15 protein-coding genes and 1 tRNA gene are annotated in these 17,570 nt (G+C 69.1%); 12 read left to right on the top strand and 4 right to left on the bottom strand.

The window, feature by feature from the left end:
• The first annotated feature begins 78 nt into the window (after positions 1 to 78).
• The 12 genes from BM172_RS07425 to BM172_RS07475 all read left to right on the top strand — a co-directional run bounded on the left by BM172_RS07425 (position 79) and on the right by BM172_RS07475 (position 11,647).
• Positions 79 to 1,116 carry a VirK/YbjX family protein gene (locus BM172_RS07425; protein WP_051548929.1) on the top strand — a complete coding sequence of 346 codons (1,038 nt, stop codon included), beginning with the start codon at positions 79 to 81 and terminating at the stop codon, positions 1,114 to 1,116.
• Complete coding sequence (locus BM172_RS07430) at positions 1,104 to 1,655, top strand: RNA polymerase sigma factor (protein WP_051548930.1); 552 nt, start codon at positions 1,104 to 1,106, stop codon at positions 1,653 to 1,655. Before BM172_RS07425 ends, BM172_RS07430 begins: the two co-directional genes overlap by 13 nt.
• A complete protein-coding gene (locus tag BM172_RS07435) occupies positions 1,655 to 2,626 on the top strand; it encodes a FecR family protein (RefSeq protein ID WP_231504233.1) in 972 nt (323 codons plus the stop codon). Before BM172_RS07430 ends, BM172_RS07435 begins: the two co-directional genes overlap by 1 nt.
• Before the next feature lie 119 nt (positions 2,627 to 2,745).
• Positions 2,746 to 5,157, top strand: a complete 2,412-nt coding sequence (locus tag BM172_RS07440) for a TonB-dependent siderophore receptor (protein WP_026636237.1) — start codon at positions 2,746 to 2,748, stop codon at positions 5,155 to 5,157.
• Between the two features lie 124 nt (positions 5,158 to 5,281).
• The gene (locus BM172_RS07445; protein ID WP_026636238.1) at positions 5,282 to 5,791 is read left to right on the top strand and encodes a CinA family protein; all 510 of its coding nucleotides are present in this window, start codon (positions 5,282 to 5,284) and stop codon (positions 5,789 to 5,791) included.
• A gap of 136 nt (positions 5,792 to 5,927) precedes the next feature.
• Complete coding sequence (recA, locus tag BM172_RS07450; RefSeq protein WP_026636239.1) at positions 5,928 to 6,962, top strand: recombinase RecA; 1,035 nt, start codon at positions 5,928 to 5,930, stop codon at positions 6,960 to 6,962.
• Between the two features lie 83 nt (positions 6,963 to 7,045).
• Complete coding sequence (locus BM172_RS07455) at positions 7,046 to 7,597, top strand: protein tyrosine phosphatase family protein (protein WP_051548932.1); 552 nt, start codon at positions 7,046 to 7,048, stop codon at positions 7,595 to 7,597.
• Positions 7,598 to 7,617: 20 nt separating this feature from the next.
• Positions 7,618 to 7,773 (top strand): hypothetical protein, encoded by a 156-nt coding sequence (locus BM172_RS22470; protein WP_155964725.1) that lies wholly within the window; start codon positions 7,618 to 7,620, stop codon positions 7,771 to 7,773.
• 15 nt (positions 7,774 to 7,788) lie between these two features.
• On the top strand, positions 7,789 to 8,310 hold the full coding sequence (locus BM172_RS07460; protein WP_026636240.1) for a regulatory protein RecX: 522 nt from the start codon (positions 7,789 to 7,791) through the stop codon (positions 8,308 to 8,310).
• Positions 8,311 to 8,374: 64 nt separating this feature from the next.
• Entirely contained in the window at positions 8,375 to 11,011 is a 2,637-nt protein-coding gene (gene alaS, locus BM172_RS07465) for an alanine--tRNA ligase (RefSeq protein ID WP_026636241.1), read from the top strand.
• Between the two features lie 274 nt (positions 11,012 to 11,285).
• A complete protein-coding gene (gene csrA / locus BM172_RS07470) occupies positions 11,286 to 11,483 on the top strand; it encodes a carbon storage regulator CsrA (RefSeq protein WP_026636242.1) in 198 nt (65 codons plus the stop codon).
• Between the two features lie 71 nt (positions 11,484 to 11,554).
• Positions 11,555 to 11,647 (top strand) — tRNA-Ser (locus BM172_RS07475).
• A gap of 473 nt (positions 11,648 to 12,120) precedes the next feature.
• On the opposite strand, the gene BM172_RS07480 is transcribed toward BM172_RS07475, so the two are convergent.
• The 4 genes from BM172_RS07480 to ppk1 form a co-directional block, all read right to left on the bottom strand.
• Entirely contained in the window at positions 12,121 to 12,849 is a 729-nt protein-coding gene (locus BM172_RS07480; protein ID WP_026636243.1) for a UDP-2,3-diacylglucosamine diphosphatase, read from the bottom strand.
• Positions 12,849 to 13,553, bottom strand: a complete 705-nt coding sequence (locus tag BM172_RS07485; RefSeq protein ID WP_026636244.1) for a peptidylprolyl isomerase — start codon at positions 13,551 to 13,553, stop codon at positions 12,849 to 12,851. Before BM172_RS07485 ends, BM172_RS07480 begins: the two co-directional genes overlap by 1 nt.
• A gap of 95 nt (positions 13,554 to 13,648) precedes the next feature.
• Positions 13,649 to 15,166 (bottom strand): Ppx/GppA phosphatase family protein, encoded by a 1,518-nt coding sequence (locus BM172_RS07490; RefSeq protein ID WP_026636245.1) that lies wholly within the window; start codon positions 15,164 to 15,166, stop codon positions 13,649 to 13,651.
• 74 nt (positions 15,167 to 15,240) lie between these two features.
• Positions 15,241 to 17,373, bottom strand: a complete 2,133-nt coding sequence (ppk1, locus tag BM172_RS07495; protein ID WP_026636246.1) for a polyphosphate kinase 1 — start codon at positions 17,371 to 17,373, stop codon at positions 15,241 to 15,243.
• Positions 17,374 to 17,570: the final 197 nt, after the last annotated feature.

Raw genomic sequence — 17,570 nt, forward strand, 5'->3', positions numbered from 1 at the left:
TTCGTCCTCCGGGGGTCTCTAACGATTCGCGAGCTTCCCCGCTTGAACACCCGCCCTCATTCCCCGGATGGCATCGCCATGGGCATGGTCCCGGACATGGCCGCGCGCTTGCGGCGGCACCTGCCCGTCGCGCCGGTACACGGCTGGCTCGCCTCGCTGCGCCAGCGCCAGGACTGGCCGCAGGCGCCGCGCGCACGGCTGCGCGAAGCGGCCAAGTACCTGGCCCGCGCGCTGTGCCTGCCGCTGCTGCATACGCGCTACCTGCGCTTCGTGCAGAGCGAGCCGCGCATGCGCGCCTGCCGCCGCCGCGATCCGCGCCTGCTCGAGCGCCATCTGCATCGCTTCGTCAATGACGGCTGGCGTCGCCGCGATCGCCTGCGCGCGCTGCTGGCGCACTACCGCTTCGCTCTGGCGAAGCTGCCGGCGCCGCTGTTCGACGCGATCTATGTCGAGGGCGGCGTGCCGCTCGGCCTGCTGGCGCTGAAGGATGGCAGCGAGCTGGTGCTGAGCCTGCGTCCTTCGATCGACAAGGGCTGCGAAGGCGAGCTGGGCATCCAGCTGGAGGAGATCGGCGGGCGCACGCTGTACCGCATCGTGTTCACCGTGATCGACGACGGCCGGGCGCTGGCCGTCGGCTGCCTGCAGGGCCCCGGCGGCGACGATGCGCGCGAGGTGGTGCGCGAACTCACCAGGCAGATGCACGGCCTGCGCCCGAAGCAGCTGATGCTGTCGCTGGCCTGCGCGTTCGCGCGCCATGCCGGCATTGGCCGCGTGCTGGGCATCGCCAACCGGGCGCATCCGCTGAGCCGCCGCCGCGCGGGCTCGTTCCAGGCGGACTACGATGCGTTCTGGACCGAGCAGCACGGCGTGGCCGAGGCCGGCGGCGACTGGTTCGCGCTGCCGCTGGACGCGCCGCGCAAGAGCGAGGCGGAGGTGCCCAGCCAGCACCGCGCCGCATTCCGCCGGCGCGAGGCGCTGCGCGTCGCCGCCGAACGCATCCTGACCGATGCCCTGGGGCGCGCCGCGCCGCATGCCGACAGCGCGCCGCAGCTCGCGCCGCGCGGCGCTGCACCGTTGATGCCCTTCCTGCCGCAGGAGCCCGCGTGGATACCGTGAGCCCCCATCCGGACGATCCGGCCACCCGCACGGCGACGCATGTCGCTCGCCTCGAAGCGCTGTGCCGCACGCATCACCGTGCGCTGCTGGCGTTCCTGCAGTGCCGGCTGCAATCGCCGTCGGACGCGCAGGAGGTCGCGCAGGAAGCCTACGTGCGCATGCTGACGCTGGCGCGTCCCGACAGCGTCGACGACCTGCGCGCTTATCTGTTCCGCACCGCTTCCAACCTGGCCATGGACCGGCTGCGCCAGCGCGGCATTCATGCCCGCGCGGTCGACGAGGTGGCGATCCGCGAAGCGCAGACCGCGCCGGCGCCGGAACGCCGGGCGATGGCGGTCGAACGCCTGCATGGCTTGAAACAGGCGCTGGGCGAACTGCCGCCGAAGACGAGGGAAGCCTTCATGGCGCACATGGTCGAAGGCCTGGATTTCGGCGCGGTGGCGCGCGCCATGAAGCTGAGCGAGCGCATGGTGCGCTACCACGTGACGCGGGCCCTGGCGCATTGCCGGGCGCGGGTCGACCAGATGGAGGAATGCTGATGTCCGGCATCCATGCGAACGAAGAAGCGCTGCTGCGCACCGCCGCCGACTGGCGCCTGCGCCTGCGCGATCCCGACGTGTCCGAGGCGACCCTGCTGCAGTGGATCGCCTGGTCCGCGGAAGAGGCGCACCTGGCCGCGTTCGAGCGCGTCAATGCGCTCGCCGACGAGGTGGAGCTGCTGGACGATGCCTCGCGCGCCACGCTGCGACGAGCCTTCCCGGCCCGCCGGCCTGGCCGCCCGTGGCTGCCGCTGGCTTGGGCCGCCGGCTTCGCCGCGGCGGCGGTCGGCGGCTACCTGGCGTGGGGCCTGCTCACCGCCACCGTGGCGCGCGATTACGCCAGCGCCGTGGCGCAGCGCGAGGACATCCGCCTGCCGGACGGCACCCGCGTCGCACTGGGCGGCGCCACGCGGCTGGCCGCGCGCTTCGATAGCCAGCTGCGCAAGGTGGAGTTGAACGAAGGCGAAGCCTTTTTCCAGATCGCCCCGGACGACACGCCGTTCGAAGTACGCGCCGGCCAGGTACATATCCGCGACATCGGCACCGCGTTCGATGTGCGGCGCGGCGGTGACCGGGTGATCGTCGACGTGGCCGAGGGCCGCGTGCTGGTCACCGCGCCCGGCGCCGTCGGCGTGCACGAAGCCGTCGCCGGCCAGCGCGTGGTCTATGTGCCGGGAGCCGGGCTGCAGCTGAGCCAGGTCGATCCGGCGCGGACCGCGGCCTGGCGCGAGCAGCGCCTGGAATTCGACAACGAGCCGCTGGAGGTGGTGATCGCCAGCCTCAATCGCTACAGCCGCCGTCCGGTGCGCATCGCGGACGCCGGGCTGGGCTCGCTGGCCTTCAGTGGCACCGTCCGCACCGACGCCATCGACCGCTGGCTGGAAGCCTTGCCGCAGGTGCTGCCGCTGCGCGTGGAGATGCGGCCGGACGAGGTGGTGCTGAGCCGTCGCGAACCGACCGCGCGTCAGTGAGGTGCAAGCTTGGCCGACGGACGGCTGAATCGATGCCTGCATTTCGGACTAAGACGAATTCCTATTGATTTGCCTGCCATGTCACACTCCTCGTTTTCGTCTGGGACTCGTCGAGGGACATGGGGCGTTTCGGGTGGCTGTTCGCTTGCGGCTGCATGGTGGCGTCGCCGTGGACGTCCCGTGCAGCCGCGGCGAACGATGACAGCGCTGTCCAGGCGCGCCTGCGCTTCGCCATCCCCGCCCAGCCGCTCGCCTCGGCGCTGATCGCCTACGGCAGCCAGGCCAATGTGCAGGTGCTGGTCTCCGGCCAGCTGGCGGCCGCGCTGCGCTCCGCGCCGGTGCAGGGCGAACTGGCGCGCGAAGACGCGCTGGCCCAGCTGCTGCGCGACACCACGCTGACCTATCGCTACATCGGCGCCACCACCGTGGTGATCCGGCCGGCATCGGCGCCGGCCAGCCATGCCGAAACGCCGCCGGTGCCGGTCACCGACCTGGCACCGGTGCGCGCGGTGGGACTGTTCGCCGAGGGCTACCGGGCGGATTTCGCCAACGGCTCGGTGCGCATGGACGCCGATCCGGCCGACCTGCCGCAGTCGATCGGCCTGGTCACCCGCGACCTGATGGATGCGCGCCAGGACCGCACCGTGCCCGACGCGCTGCGTACCGTGGCCGGCGTGCAATACCTGGACACCAACGTGGGCCTGCCGCAGTTCTTCATCCGCGGCTTCCGCACCGGCAACGGCCTGACCGACGGCATGCCCAACGCGGTGGTCGGCGTGGGCGACCTGCCGCCGCTGGTGGCGGTGGAGCGCATCGAAGTGCCGCGCGGGCCGCAGTCGATCCTGGGCGACGTCTCGGCCAACAACAATTTCGGCGGCCTGGTCGGCCTGGTGATGAAGAAGCCGCAGGCCACGCCGGTGCACCGGCTGAGCTGGGCGCTGGGCAGCCATGGCGATACCCAGCTCGACGGCGACTTCGCCGGCAAGCTCGATGGCGACGGGCGCTGGCTCTATCGCGCGGTGTTCTCGCTGGACCGCACCGACCTTACGCCGCAGGGCTATGCCGGGCGGCGCACCAACTACGTCGCGCCTTCGCTGGGCTGGAACGGGCGCGATACGCAATGGATCGTCGGCCTGTCGCGCATGGTCAACCGCTTTCCGATGCCCGACCACGTCGCCTGGTCGGACGGCACGCCATCGTCGGCGACGCCGCCCGGACTGCTGCTGGGCAATGCGCAGGACCACGCGCAGTTCCGCACGACCCGCTACTACTACCTGTTCGAGCACGCCTTCGACGACACCTGGTCGCTGCGCAGCCGCGCGCAGTACGTGCACGAGTCCAGCATGCAGCAGGCCTGGTGGGTGTTTTTCTCGCCATACGACCAGAGCGCGTTCGCGCTGGCGGACAAGTACCGCTACACGGACGCGTTCTATACGCTGCAGAACGAACTGGTCGCGGCGTTCGAGCTCGGCGCCACGCGCCACAAGGTGATGCTCGGCTTCGACTACTCGCGCGCCCGCGTCGGCCGCTTCGAGGATGTGCAGGCCACCGTCGGCGACGGCAGCGTCGACATCCTGGGCGGCGAACGCCTGCCGCCGGTCGACTCGCTGACCTCGGACCAGGTGGTGCACCCGTTCGGCGCCAGCAAGTTCGCGTTTTCCGGCAATCCCTGGATCACCGACAGCGGCCTGTTCCTGCAGGACCAGATCCAGCTGGGCGAGCGCTGGAACGCGCTGGTGGCGATCCGCCGCTCCGCCTACGTGCTGGAAACCGAGCATCTCGACGGCAGGCCGTGGACGCGGCGCAAGGCGGAATGGGTGCCCAACCTCGGCCTGGTCTACAAACCGCGGCCCGGGGTGGCGCTCTATGCCAGCCTGTCGCACGGCTTCCAGCCCGACACGGTGCTCGGCAAGAATGGCAAGCCGCTGCTGCCGGCGCTGTCGCGGCAGCTGGAAGCCGGCGCCAAGTTCGACCTCGCCCAGGACCGGGCGCGCCTGACCGTGGCCTGGTACCGGATCATGCTCGACCGCAGCACCGACCTGTTCTCGCCGAAGCCGCCGTATTTCGGCTATCGCGGCCCCGGCCAGACCAACCAGGGTTTCGAGGCGGAGCTCAACGGCCGGCTGGCGCCGGGGCTGGATGTCAGCGCGAGCTACACCTATGCGCGCGTGCGCAAGCACGACGGCGCGCCGGTTCCCGGTGCGCCGCGGCATCGCTTCGACGCCTGGACCAGCTACACCTTCGATCCCGCGGCGCGAGCCAGCTGGGGCATCGGCGCCGGCGTGCACGCGCGCAGCAGCGCCATCAGCCTGCTCGACGGCAACTGGTTCGGCACCGACCGGCTCACCTTCCGCAATCCCGGCCAGTACAGCCTCGACGCCAATATTTTTTACCGCGCGCCGCGCTGGAGCGTGACCCTGGGTGTGCGCAACCTGCTGGGGCGGCAGCTGCGCGCAGAGGATTTCGACGACAGCTTCGTGCCGCTGGTGGAGCGGCGCAGCGTGCTGTTGAGCGGCAGCTACGATTTCTGAGTGCGGATCCGTCGCAAGCGCTGGAGTCGCCGCGGGTCAAGTCTTGGCCCGCACGTCATTAAGGGGTAGAACAGCCCGCTTCGCACCTGAGCATCCGGTGCGCCCCGCTTGTTGTGGAGTTTCCATGTCGTTGTCGTCCCTTCCCACCGACGCCGATCTCGCGGCGCTCGCCCGCGAGGTAGCCGAGGCCGCGCTGGCCGCCAAGCTGATGCTGGTCACCGCCGAGTCCTGCACCGGCGGCTGGATCGCCAAGGCGCTTACCGACCTGCCGGGCAGCTCGGCCTGGTTCGACGCCGGCGTGGTGACCTACAGCTACGAGGCGAAGGAAGCCTTGCTCGGCGTCAACCCGCGCACGCTCGAACGCACCGGCGCGGTCAGCGAGGAGACCGTGCTGGAAATGGTTTCCGGCGCGCTGGCGCGCTTCGGCGCGGGCATGGCGGTGGCGGTCACCGGCATCGCCGGGCCCAGCGGCGGCACGCCGGACAAGCCGGTGGGCACGGTGTGGATCGGCTGGAAGCGCCGTGGCGGCTATGCGCATGGCCGGCTGTTCCGGTTCGACGGCGATCGCGAGGCGATCCGGCGCCAGACCGTGGCCGCTGCCCTCGTCGGCGTGCGCAAGGCGCTGACGGATTGACCAGTTTTCGCCTACACGGGCGGACTTGACCGGTATGGGATACTGCTCGTCTGCGTGATCGCAGTCCCTGAGACACGGCGGGCGCATCATGCACGGCACCTGACCACCACTCCTCAAGCATTCGGGATACCAGACGATGGATGACAACAAGCGCAAGGCGCTCGCCTCCGCCCTCGGCCAGATTGAAAAGCAGTTCGGCAAGGGCGCGGTCATGCGCATGGGCGACCGCACCGACGACGCCATCGAGACGGTGTCCACCGGTTCGCTGGGCCTGGACATCGCGCTTGGCGTGGGCGGCCTGCCGCGCGGCCGCGTGGTCGAGATCTACGGCCCGGAATCCTCGGGCAAGACCACGCTCACCCTGCAGGTGATCGCCAACTGCCAGAAGAACGGCGGCACCGCGGCCTTCGTCGACGCCGAGCACGCGCTCGACCCCACCTACGCCGCCAAGCTGGGCGTCAACGTGGACGACCTGCTGGTCTCCCAGCCCGACACCGGCGAGCAGGCGCTGGAAATCGCCGACATGCTGGTGCGCTCCGGCGCGGTGGACGTGGTGGTGGTCGACTCGGTCGCCGCGCTCACGCCGAAGGCGGAAATCGAAGGCGAGATGGGCGACTCCCACGTCGGCCTGCACGCCCGCCTGATGAGCCAGGCGCTGCGCAAGCTCACCGCCAACATCAAGAAGTCCAACTGCCTGGTGATCTTCATCAACCAGATCCGCATGAAGATCGGCGTGATGTTCGGCAGCCCCGAGACCACCACCGGCGGCAACGCGCTGAAGTTCTACGCCTCGGTGCGCCTGGACATCCGCCGCATCGGCGCGGTGAAGAAGGGCGAGGAAGTGATCGGTTCGGAGACCCGCGTCAAGGTGGTCAAGAACAAGGTGGCGCCGCCGTTCCGCCAGGCCGAGTTCGAGATCCTCTACGGCGAGGGCAGCTCGCGCGAGGGCGAGATCATCGAGCTGGGCGTGGCGCAGAACCTGATCGAGAAGTCCGGCGCCTGGTACAGCTACAAGGGCGACCGTATCGGCCAGGGCAAGGAGAACGTGCGCCAGTTCCTGCGCGACAACCCGGCCATCGCCAACGAAGTGGACAAGGAACTGCGTGCCCGCCTGCTGGTGAGCAGCGGCAAGGGCACGCCGGCGTCCGAGGAAGCGCTCGAGGAAGCCTGATCGGAGCCAGCCTGATCTAATCAGCATGGTCCGTCCATACTCGGCCGGGTCATGCCCGATCCGGGCAATAAGGGGCAGGGAACATGCCTAAGCTACGCTGGACTTTTATCGCGGCCATCGTGCTCGGTGCGGCGGCGGTGCTGGCCACCGCCGCATTCGACCGGCACGGCGACGCCAAGGCGCACGTCGATGCCAAGGCCCTCGTGCCGGGCGTGTGGATTTCCGAGCAGATCGGCCCGGAGCAGCTGGCGGCGCTGAAATCGCAAGGGTTCCGGGCCGTGGTCGACCTGCGCCCGGACCATGAAGCCGCCGGGCAGCCCTCGGCCAGCACGATGGGCGAGGCGGCCGCGGGGCAGGGGCTCCAGTTCGACTACATCCCGGTGGCGCACGGCGACGTGCCCTCCGGCGCGGTCGAAACGCTGGGCCGCACGCTGGCCCGCGAGCAGACCCCGGTCCTGCTGTATTGCCGCAGCGGCCGTCGCGCCGCGCGCACCTGGGCATTGGCCGAGGCCTCGCGCCCCGGCGGCCTGGATGCGCCTGCGATCTTGAACGCGGTCCACCAGGCCGGCCAGGACGCCGGCGACCTGGCGGACCAGATCACAGGCCGGATCGCCGCACGGCCTGCCACGCATTGAGCCGCCTGGAGACGTTCCGCATGGCCACCACACCAGCTCCGACCGTACCCGCCCAGCGCAGCCTGTTGGCGCGTCTGCTGGCGCAAGGCGTGGTCGCCGTCATCGGCCTGGCCATCGGCGCCTTCGCGGGCCTGGTGGGAGCGTTCTGGCTGGGCCTGGTCGCGATCAACTGCTGACGCCGGATACAGCGCATGCCTAAAGACCGCTCCGACAAGTCTTCTCCGGATAAGCAATCATCTGAAAAACGGGAGAAGGCCACGGCCTACGCCAAGGGGCTGGGCATGCTCGCGCGGCGCGAACACTCCCGCCGCGAGCTGGGCCGCAAGCTGCGCCAGGGCGGCTACGAGGCCGACGAAGCCGCGGCCGCGCTGGACCGGCTCGGCGCGCAGCACTACCAGGACGACGAGCGCTTCGGCGAGATGCTGGTGCGCAGCCGCGCCGCCCAGGGCTACGGTCCCGCGCGCCTGCGCGCCGAGCTGAAGAGCCACGGCCTGTCCGATGCGCGCATCCGCGCGCTGCTGGATGCCGCCGAGGTGGACTGGGCCGCATCCGCCGCCGCCCAGCTGCGCCGCCGCTACGGCGGCAAGGCCAGCGCGGATCCGGCCGAAAAGCAGCGCAGGGCTCAGTTTCTCTTGCGTCGGGGCTTCCCCGCCGCCACAGTAAGAGGTCTTACCCACGCCGAAGTGGACGAGTTGGCCGACGAAAGCGACTGATCGTCCGGCTCTGTCGCGGCGTGGCCTGCAGCCACCGGCGCCACAGACCTTTCGATCCGCACGCATGAAAACGGCCGACATCCGCTCCACCTTCCTCGAATTCTTCCGCTCCAAGGACCACACCATCGTGCCGTCCAGCTCGCTGGTGCCGGCCAGCGACCCGACGCTGCTGTTCACCAACTCGGGCATGGTGCAGTTCAAGAACGTATTCCTGGGCAGCGAGAAGCTGCCCTACGCGCGCGCCGCCGACGTGCAGCGCTGCCTGCGCGCCGGCGGCAAGCACAACGACCTGGACTCGGTGGGCTATACCGCGCGCCACCACACTTTCTTCGAGATGCTCGGCAACTGGTCGTTCGGCGACTACTTCAAGCGCGACGCGATCCGCTACGCCTGGGAGCTGCTGACCGGCGTGTTCAAGCTGCCCGCCGAGAAGCTTTGGGTCACCGTCTATCACACCGACGACGAGGCCTTTGACATCTGGCACAAGGAAATGGGGGTGCCGGCCGAGCGCATCGTGCGCATCGGCGACAACAAGGGCGCGCCCTTCGCCTCCGACAATTTCTGGCAGATGGCCGACACCGGCCCCTGCGGCCCCTGCACCGAGATCTTCTACGACCACGGCGCGGAGATCGCCGGCGGCCCGCCCGGCTCGCCGGACGAGGACGGCGACCGCTACATCGAGATCTGGAACCTGGTGTTCATGCAGTTCGACCGCGCGCCTGACGGCACGCTGTCGCCGCTGCCCGCGCCGTGCGTGGACACCGGCATGGGCCTGGAGCGCCTGGCGGCGGTGCTGCAGCACGTGCATTCGAACTACGAGATCGACCTGTTCGAGCACCTGATCAAGGTCGCCGCGCAGCTCACCGCCACGCCGGACATGGGCAACAAGTCGCTGCGCGTGATCGCCGACCACATCCGCGCCTGTTCCTTCCTGATCGTCGACGGCGTGCTGCCTTCCAACGAAGGCCGCGGCTACGTGCTCCGCCGCATCATCCGCCGCGCGCTGCGGCATGGCTGGATGCTCGGCGTGCGCGGCGATTTCTTCTGGAAGATGGTCCAGCCGCTGGTCGAGGAGATGGGCGCGGCGTATCCGGAGCTGGCGGCCAAGCAGGCCTTCGTCGAAGAAGCCCTGCGCACCGAGGAACAGCGCTTCGGCGAAACGCTGGAACACGGCATGCGCCTGTTCGACGAAGTGGCGGGGAAATCCGGCGACACCATCCCGGGCGCCGACGCGTTCCGCCTCTACGACACCTACGGCTTCCCGGTCGACCTCACCGCCGATATCGCGCGCGAACGCGGCCTGTCGGTGGACATGGAAGGCTTCGACCGCGCGATGGAAGAGCAGAAGGAGCGTGGCCGCAAGGGCGGCAGCTTCAAGGCGAAGGGCAACATGCCGGCCGAACTGGCCAGCCAGCTCAAGCCCACCGACTTCCTCGGCTACGACGCCATCTCCGCGCAGGGCAGCCAGGTCGTCGGCATCGTGCGCGATGGCATCCAGCTGCAGCAGCTGGCCCAGGGCGAGGAAGCCCTGGTGATCCTCGACCGCACGCCGTTCTATGCCGAATCCGGCGGCCAGGTCGGCGACACCGGCAGCCTCGCCAACAGTGCCGGCCGCTTCGACGTGGCCGATACGCTCAAGATGGGCGGCGTGTTCTTCGGCCATGCCGGCCAGTGGCAAGGCGCGCAGCCGCTGCGCGTCGGCGACGCGGTCGACGCGTTGGTCGATGGCGCGCGCCGCCAGGCCATCGTGCTGAACCATTCCGCCACGCACCTGCTGCACGCCGCGCTGCGCAAGGTGCTGGGCGAACACGTCATGCAGAAGGGCTCGCTGGTCGCGCCGGAGCGCCTGCGCTTCGACTTCGCGCACTTCAAGCCGGTCTCGGCCGACGAGCTCGCGCGCATCGAAGACCTGGTCAATGCCGAGGTGCGCCGCAATGCGCAAGCCGAAGTGCATCAGATGGGTTACAACCAGGCGATCGAGTTCGGCGCGATGGCGCTGTTCGGCGAGAAGTACGGCGACGAAGTGCGCGTACTGCGCATGGGCGAGTTCTCCACCGAGCTGTGCGGCGGCACGCATGTCGGCCGCACCGGCGACATCGGCCTGTTCAAGATCGTCAGCGAAGCGGGCGTCGCCTCCGGCGTGCGCCGCATCGAAGCGGTCACCGGCGCCGGCGCGCTCGCCTACGTGACCGGCGAGGAGCGCCGCCTCGGCGAACTCTCGCAGCTGCTGTCGACCAGCGGCGACGAAGTGGTCGACAAGCTGCGTCAGCTGCTGGACAAGCAGAAGAAGCTCGAGCGCGAACTCGAATCGCTGCGCGCCAAGGCCGCCGGTTCCGCCACCGCCGACCTGGCTGCATCCGCGCAGGACGTCGGCGGCATCAAGGTGGTGGCCGCCCGGCTCGAAGGCCTGGATGCAAAAGCACTGCGCGACGGCATCGACCAGCTCAAGCAGCAGCTGGCCGACTGCGTGGTACTGCTTGCCGGCGCGGCGGACGGCCGCGTGTCGCTCGTCGCCGGCGTGCACGGCAAGGCGCTCGGTCGCGTCAAGGCCGGCGACGTGGTCGCGCACGTGGCCAGCCAGATCGACGGCAAGGGCGGCGGACGTCCGGACATGGCCCAGGGCGGCGGCTCCGACACCGCCGCGTTGCCGGGCTTGCTGGCAGCGTTGCCGGCCTGGATCGGCGAGCGACTCGCTGGATAAATCTGGCTTGGATAAAACCTAGGTGAATAGACCACATGCTATAGGCCGAGCGCATTGCGCAGCGCGCGGGCGCTCGGCTAGTATCGGTCGAATGTCGGCTACGTGCGTTGTGCGTAGCCAGCCGGCGGCCGCTTTCGAGCGTCTCGTCGTTGTGCCGGGGAAGGCGGTAGGGCCTTCGATGGACAGTTCGTCGAAAACTCGGATGGTGTAACTCAGGGGTGAGGTTTCATCATCTGCTGGCCTGTGACCACATAGCTTTCATGGAGTGGCAAACATGTTGATTCTGACCCGCAGGGTCGGCGAAACCCTGATGATCGGCGACGAGGTGACCGTCACCGTCCTGGGCGTGAAGGGCAATCAGGTGCGTATCGGCATCAACGCGCCCAAGAACGTAGCCGTGCATCGCGAAGAGATCTATCAGCGGATCCAGAACGAGCACAAACCGGAAGGCGGCGGCTCGGACGAGCATTGATCGCCTGAAGGCTTTACGAAAGACCCATCGGCCGGTATCCTTGCCGGCTCCGCAGAAATGCGGACAAAAATGGAGAGATGCCCGAGAGGCCGAAGGGGCTCCCCTGCTAAGGGAGTATAGGGTCAAAAGCCTTATCGAGGGTTCGAATCCCTCTCTCTCCGCCAGATACGCAAAACGCCCCGCAAGGGGCGTTTTGCGTATCTGGCGGAGAGAGAGGGTGCAGAGAACCGGTGACTCGGCAAAGCCGAGCCACCGGTTCGGCTAGTTGTCAGGAACAACAAGGACAGCCGCAGGCTGGCCCCGCAGCGCGCAAGCGCGGAGGGGTGAGGCCCATGGATGGGCCTCACAATCCCACGCGTGACGGCGAAGCGCACCGCACATCGAAGCCGACACACAAACGCCCCGCTAGCGGGGCGTTTTGTATATGTGGCGAATAGATATTCACCAGGCATCCGCGCAGCACTGGCAGCATGACCTCAATCAACCGTCATTCCGGCGCAGGCCGGAATCCAGTGACGTCACCGTCTGATGTTGTGCGAAAACTAAAACGCTTTTTGTCTCTCGCCTTTTCGTAGCGCATCGCTACTGGATTCCGGCCTGCGCCGGAATGACGAGGAGAGTGGCCAAGTCGATCCACTCAACCCGGCACAAGCCCCCGCAACTCCACACCCTCCGGCGTCACCCGCAACACCGACCCGTGCTCATACCAATCCCCCAGCACGATCCTCTCGGCAGCCTGCCCGCCGACCTCGATGGAATGCACCGCCGGCCGATGCGTATGCCCATGGATCAACCGCGTCACGCCGGCATGGGCCATCGCCTCGGCAACAGCGCCGGCATTGACGTCCATGATCGTCTCCATGGTGCTGCCGGTATGCGCCTTGCTGTCCTCGCGCGCCTTCGCCGCAAACGCGCGGCGCGCCGCCAGCGGCATGGAGAGGATCTGCGCCTTCCACTCCGGCGTCCGCACCTGCTTGCGCACCGCCTGGTAGGCGACATCGTCGGTGCACAGCACATCGCCATGCATCAGAAGAGTGGGGCGCCCGTACAGCTCGTGCACGGTGCCGTCCTCCAGCAGGGTGAGGCCGGCGCGGCGTGCGAATTCCTCGCCGAGCAGGAAGTCGCGGTTGCCGACCATGAAGTACACCGGCACGCCGGCATCGCGCAGCGCCTGCGTGGCCGCGGCTATGCGCGCCGGCAATTCCGCATCGTCGTCATCGCCGACCCAGGCTTCGACCAGGTCGCCGAGGATGTACACGGCATCGGCGCTGAGCGCCTCCTCGCTGGCGAGGAAATCCTCGAACAGCCGCGTGATCTGCGGACGGCCGGCGTCCAGGTGCAGGTCGGCGATGAACAGCGTATGCATCAGCCCTTCGTGCCTTTCTTGGCGGCGGGCTTGGTGGCGGGAGCGGCCGGTGCGGCTGCCGGCGGCGTCGCCGCGCTGGCGGCGCGCGCGGGTGCTTCCTCGCCGATCACGTAGGCGCTGTCGATCACTGGCAGCGGATTGGGCACGTCGTTGGCGAACGGACCCAGTGCGCGGGTGGGCAGGCCGGCGATCTTGTCGACCACGTCCATGCCTTTCACCACCTTGCCGAACACGGCGAAGCCCCAGGTCAGCCCGTTCTGGTTGCCGACGTAGTCGAGGCGGCGGTTGTCCACCAGGTTGAAGAAGAACTGCGAGGTGCCGGAATTGGGATCGGCGCCGCGTGCCACGGCCAGCGTGCCGCGCAGGTTGGACAAGCCGTTATCCGCTTCGCTGGCGATCGCCGAATGGGTGCGCTTGGGCTGCAGGTCGCGGGTGTACAGGCCGCCCTGCAGCATGTAGCCGGCGATCGCGCGGTGCATCACCGTGCCGCTGTAGAAGCCTTCGCGCACGTACTGCAGGAAATTGGCGACGCTCTTGGGCGCCTTGTCCGGATACAGCTCCACCGTGATGTCGCCCGCGGTGGTGTGCAGCACCACCTGCGGGTGCGGCAGGGCGGAAGGCGCGGCTGTCGCCTGCCTGGCCGCCTGGGCGGACAGCGCGAACGGCAGCAGCAGGAGGACAAGCAGGGCGAGGAGTCGTTGCATGGCGGATCGGGCGGCGTCAGGCATCCGTGCATGATACGCGGACGCGGTGAGAGTGGCCTTAAGGGCGGCGGCGCAGGAAAACGCGCGACGCATGCTCAAAGCGCGGTCAGGTCGAGTGCGAGGCCCAGCTCGGCCATCGGCGGGCGCTCCTGCTCCAGGTCGGCCTCGGTCAGCGGGTGCTGCTCCAGCCAGGCCGCGGGCAGGGCCAGCCGCAGGCGCTGGCTGGTCGCGGCCAGGCGCATCTGCGGCAGGGATTCGGGGCGGCGCGCGCGGCGGAACAGCACGGCCAGGCGGAGCAGGGCAGTGATCTGCCGCGCCAGGGTGCGGTAGCGCTGCGGCAGCGCGGAGAACAGCGCCTTTTCCGGCTTGCGCCGGTGCGCCTCCACCACCGCGGCGAGCAGTTGCTGCTCCTGGCGCGAGAAGCCGGCCAGGTCGGCATGGCGCAGGATGTAGGCGCCGTGGTGATGGTGCTGGCTGTGCGCGATGGCCAGGCCGATCTCGTGCACGCGGGACACCCACGACAGCCATTCGCGCGCCTCGCCGTCCAGCTTCCAGGTCTTGGCGACCTGGTCGAACAGCATCAGCGCGGTCGATTCGACGCGCCGCGCCTGCGCGCGGTCCACGCCGTAGCGGGCGGCCAGCGCGTCGATGCTGGCGGTGCGCGGGTCGGTGCCGCCGGCGCGGCCCAGCAGGTCCCACAGCAGGCCTTCGCGCATCGAGCTTTCGCATACGCGCATGCGCTGGATGCCCAGCGCCTCGAACGCGGCCTCGAAGATCACCACGCCGCCGGCGATCACTGGGGCGCGGTCGTCGGACAGGCCCGGCAGCTTCAACGCGCCGACCTGGCCCTGGGCCAGCAGGGCGTCGCGCAGCGCGGCCAGCGAGGCCGGGGTGATGCCGTCGTCGGAGAATTTCATGGCCTGCACCACGCCGCCGATGGCCTTGGCGGTGCCGGACGAGCCGTAGGCGTCGATCCAGCCGGATTCGCGGTAATCCTCGGCGAACTGCTGCAGCAGCACGCCGAGCTCGCCGGTGGCGCGCTGCCAGCGCTTGCGATTGAGCTTGCCGCCGGGGAAGAAGCGCATGGTCGAGGCGATGCAGCCGGCCTGCACGCTTTCGGTGTGCAGCGGGGCCAGGCCGCGGCCGATGATGAACTCGGTGCTGCCGCCGCCGACGTCGATCACCAGGCGGTTCTCGCGCGAGGCCGGCAGGTCGTGCGAGGCGCCCAGGAAGATCAGTCGCCCTTCCTCGCGGCCGGAGACGATTTCCACCGGATGGCCCAGCGCGGTCTCGGCGGCGACCAGGAAGGACTGCGGCGAGGCCAGCCGCCGCACGGTATTGGTGGCCACTGCGCGCACGCGTGCCGAGGGCAGGCCGGCGATGCGCTGGCCGAAGCGGGCCAGGCAGTTCAGCGCGCGGGCGCGGTGCTCGGCGTCGAGGGTGCCGTCGGCGCGCAGGCCGGCGGCCATGCGCACGGTGTCGCGCAGGCGATCGATCACCCGGGGTTCGCCGTGCTCCACCCGCGCCACCACCATGTGAAAGCTGTTGGAACCCATATCGATGGCGGCGATCAGCTCGCCATCCTTGATCGGGGTCTGCTCGCCTTGAATCATCAGGGGGCTCGTTTCCGTGCGATTGAGTGCGAATTCTCGCACGCAGGCGCCGGGCTGCGTCAGCCCGGCGCGCTTCAGCTGCGCGTGACGGCCTTCGGCATGGTGGGGCTGAGCTTGTCGAGCAGGTATTGCTGCGCGCTGTGCGGGGACTCGTCGCCCGGCACGGCGCGGGTATAGCGGCCGTCGCTGTCCAGCAGCCAGGCCTGGGTGTTGTCCGCCAGATAGTTGGCCAGGGTTTCGTCGTAGACGCGCTGGGCCAGTGCGGGGTCGAGGATGGGGAAGGCCACCTCGATGCGGCGCATCAGGTTGCGTTCCATCCAGTCCGCGCTCGCGCAATAGGTTTCCGGCGCGCCGTCGTTGCCGAACCAGTAGACCCGGCTGTGCTCCAGGAAACGCCCCACGATGGAACGCACGCGGATGCGCTCGGACACGCCCGGCAGCCCGGGCCGCAAGGTGCAGGCGCCGCGCACGATCAGGTCGATCTCCACCCCGGCCTGCGAGGCGCGGTACAGCGCCTCGATCACATGGGCCTCGTTGAGCGCATTGAGCTTGGCCACGATGCGCGCGGGCTTGCCGGCCAGCGCATGCGCGGTCTCGCGCTCGATCTTGGCGACCACGCTCTTGTACAGCGTGAACGGCGAGTGCAGCAGGCGCTTGAGCTGGATCATCGGCCCCAGGCCGGAGAGCTGCTGGAAGACCTTGTGCAGGTCCTCGCCGATCTCCGCGTGCGCGGTCATCAGGCCGATGTCGGTGTAGGCGCGGCTGTTGGCCTGGTGGTAGTTGCCGGTGGACAGGTGCACATAGCGGCGCAGCACCTCGCCCTCGCGGCGCACGATCAGCAGCATCTTGGCGTGGGTCTTGTAGCCCACCACGCCGTAGACCACCTGCACGCCGGCTTCCTGCAGGCGCGTGGCGAGGCGGATATTGGCCTCCTCGTCGAAGCGCGCGCGCAGCTCGATCACCACGGTGACATCCTTGCCGTTGCGCGCCGCTTCCACCAGCAGGTCGACCAGCGGCGTGTCGGCGCCGGCGCGGTACAGGGTCTGCTTGATGGCCAGCACGTGCGGGTCCTGCGCGGCCTGGCCGAGCAGGTCGACCACGGTCATGAAGGACTCGTACGGGTGGTGCAGCAGCACGTCGCGCTCGCGCAGCACCTCGAACTTGCACTTGCTGGCGTCGAACGCCTTGGGCAGCTGCGGGGTGAAGCGCGGGAACTTGAGCGCGGGGCGGTCCAGGCTGTCGTAGACACTACCGGCGCGGATGATGTTGACCGGGCCGTCGCAGCGATAGACGTCGTTCTCTTCCAGCTCGAAGTTGGCGATCAGCATCGACACGATCGCCTTCGGGCAATCCGCGCCGATCTCCAGCCGCACCGGCTTGGCGTAGCCGCGGCCGAGCAGTTCCTCGCTGAGGGCGCGGGCCAGGTTCTCCACCTCGGCTTCCTCGACCATCAGCTCGCTGTTGCGGGTGACGCGGAACTGGTACGAGCCGGCCACCTTGAAGCCAGGGAACATCTGGTCGACGAAGCCCTGCAGCAGTTCGGCCAGGAACACGAAATGGTCGCCTTCGCCGCAGACCTCGTTGGGCAGGCGGATGATCCGCGGCAGCGAGCGCGGCGCGCGCACCAGCGCCATGTGGCCTTCGCGGCCGAAGGCATCGCGGCCCTTCAGCACCACGGCCAGGTTCAGCGTCTTGTTGAGGATGCGCGGGAACGGGTGCGCCGGGTCCAGGCCCAGCGGCGACAGCACCGGCAGCACCTCGTTCTCGAAATAGCCCTGCAGCCAGCGGCGCTGGCGCTCGCTCCAGCGGTCGCGCGTGAGGAAATGGATGTCCTCGGCGTCCAGCGCGGGTTTGAGCTCGTCCTGCCAGGTGGTGTACTGCGCGGCGACCAGGTCCAGCACGCGCTTGCGGATGCGCGCCAGCAGTTCGCCCGAGGGAATGCCGTCCGGTCCTGGCGCGGCCGAGCCGAAGCTGTGGTGATGCTTGAGCATGGCCACGCGCACCTCGAAGAATTCGTCGAGGTTGTTGGCCACGATGCTCAGGAAGCGCAGGCGCTCCAGCAGCGGCACCTCGAGGTCGCGGGCCTGGGCCAGCACGCGGAAGTTGAATTCCAGCGCGGCCAGTTCGCGGCTCAGGTACAGCTCGGGGGCGGCGGAGTCGATGGTGTGGTCGATCACGGGAGACGACGTGGAGGCTTTACGGCGCATCGCGGCATTCTGGCCGATGCGGGTCGCAAGCTCATGCGGCAGTGCCGCGTAGTGTGATGGGCGGCAGCGCTCCGGGGCTGAACCCTTCTCCCTCCGGGAGAAGGTGGCGGCAGCCGGATGAGGGTACGGGCGGAGCGGGGCGCCTCGCTCCGCCCGTACCCTCACCCCAACCCCTCTCCCGGTGGAAGAGGGGCTTT

This window comes from Dyella marensis, assembly GCF_900112865.1.
Lineage (GTDB): Bacteria > Pseudomonadota > Gammaproteobacteria > Xanthomonadales > Rhodanobacteraceae > Dyella_D > Dyella_D marensis_A.

Excerpts from the sequence above, each read along its gene's own strand:
- BM172_RS07425 (WP_051548929.1), top strand. The coding sequence starts at position 79 with ATGGGCATGGTCCCGGACATGGCCGCGCGCTTGCGGCGGCACCTGCCC.
- BM172_RS07435 (WP_231504233.1), top strand. The coding sequence starts at position 1,655 with ATGTCCGGCATCCATGCGAACGAAGAAGCGCTGCTGCGCACCGCCGCC.
- BM172_RS07440 (WP_026636237.1), top strand. The coding sequence starts at position 2,746 with ATGGGGCGTTTCGGGTGGCTGTTCGCTTGCGGCTGCATGGTGGCGTCG.
- BM172_RS07445 (WP_026636238.1), top strand. The coding sequence starts at position 5,282 with ATGTCGTTGTCGTCCCTTCCCACCGACGCCGATCTCGCGGCGCTCGCC.
- recA (WP_026636239.1), top strand. The coding sequence starts at position 5,928 with ATGGATGACAACAAGCGCAAGGCGCTCGCCTCCGCCCTCGGCCAGATT.
- BM172_RS07455 (WP_051548932.1), top strand. The coding sequence starts at position 7,046 with ATGCCTAAGCTACGCTGGACTTTTATCGCGGCCATCGTGCTCGGTGCG.
- BM172_RS22470 (WP_155964725.1), top strand. The coding sequence starts at position 7,618 with ATGGCCACCACACCAGCTCCGACCGTACCCGCCCAGCGCAGCCTGTTG.
- BM172_RS07460 (WP_026636240.1), top strand. The coding sequence starts at position 7,789 with ATGCCTAAAGACCGCTCCGACAAGTCTTCTCCGGATAAGCAATCATCT.
- alaS (WP_026636241.1), top strand. The coding sequence starts at position 8,375 with ATGAAAACGGCCGACATCCGCTCCACCTTCCTCGAATTCTTCCGCTCC.
- csrA (WP_026636242.1), top strand. The coding sequence starts at position 11,286 with ATGTTGATTCTGACCCGCAGGGTCGGCGAAACCCTGATGATCGGCGAC.
- BM172_RS07480 (WP_026636243.1), bottom strand. The coding sequence starts at position 12,849 with ATGCATACGCTGTTCATCGCCGACCTGCACCTGGACGCCGGCCGTCCG.
- BM172_RS07485 (WP_026636244.1), bottom strand. The coding sequence starts at position 13,553 with ATGCAACGACTCCTCGCCCTGCTTGTCCTCCTGCTGCTGCCGTTCGCG.
- BM172_RS07490 (WP_026636245.1), bottom strand. The coding sequence starts at position 15,166 with ATGATTCAAGGCGAGCAGACCCCGATCAAGGATGGCGAGCTGATCGCC.
- ppk1 (WP_026636246.1), bottom strand. The coding sequence starts at position 17,373 with ATGCGCCGTAAAGCCTCCACGTCGTCTCCCGTGATCGACCACACCATC.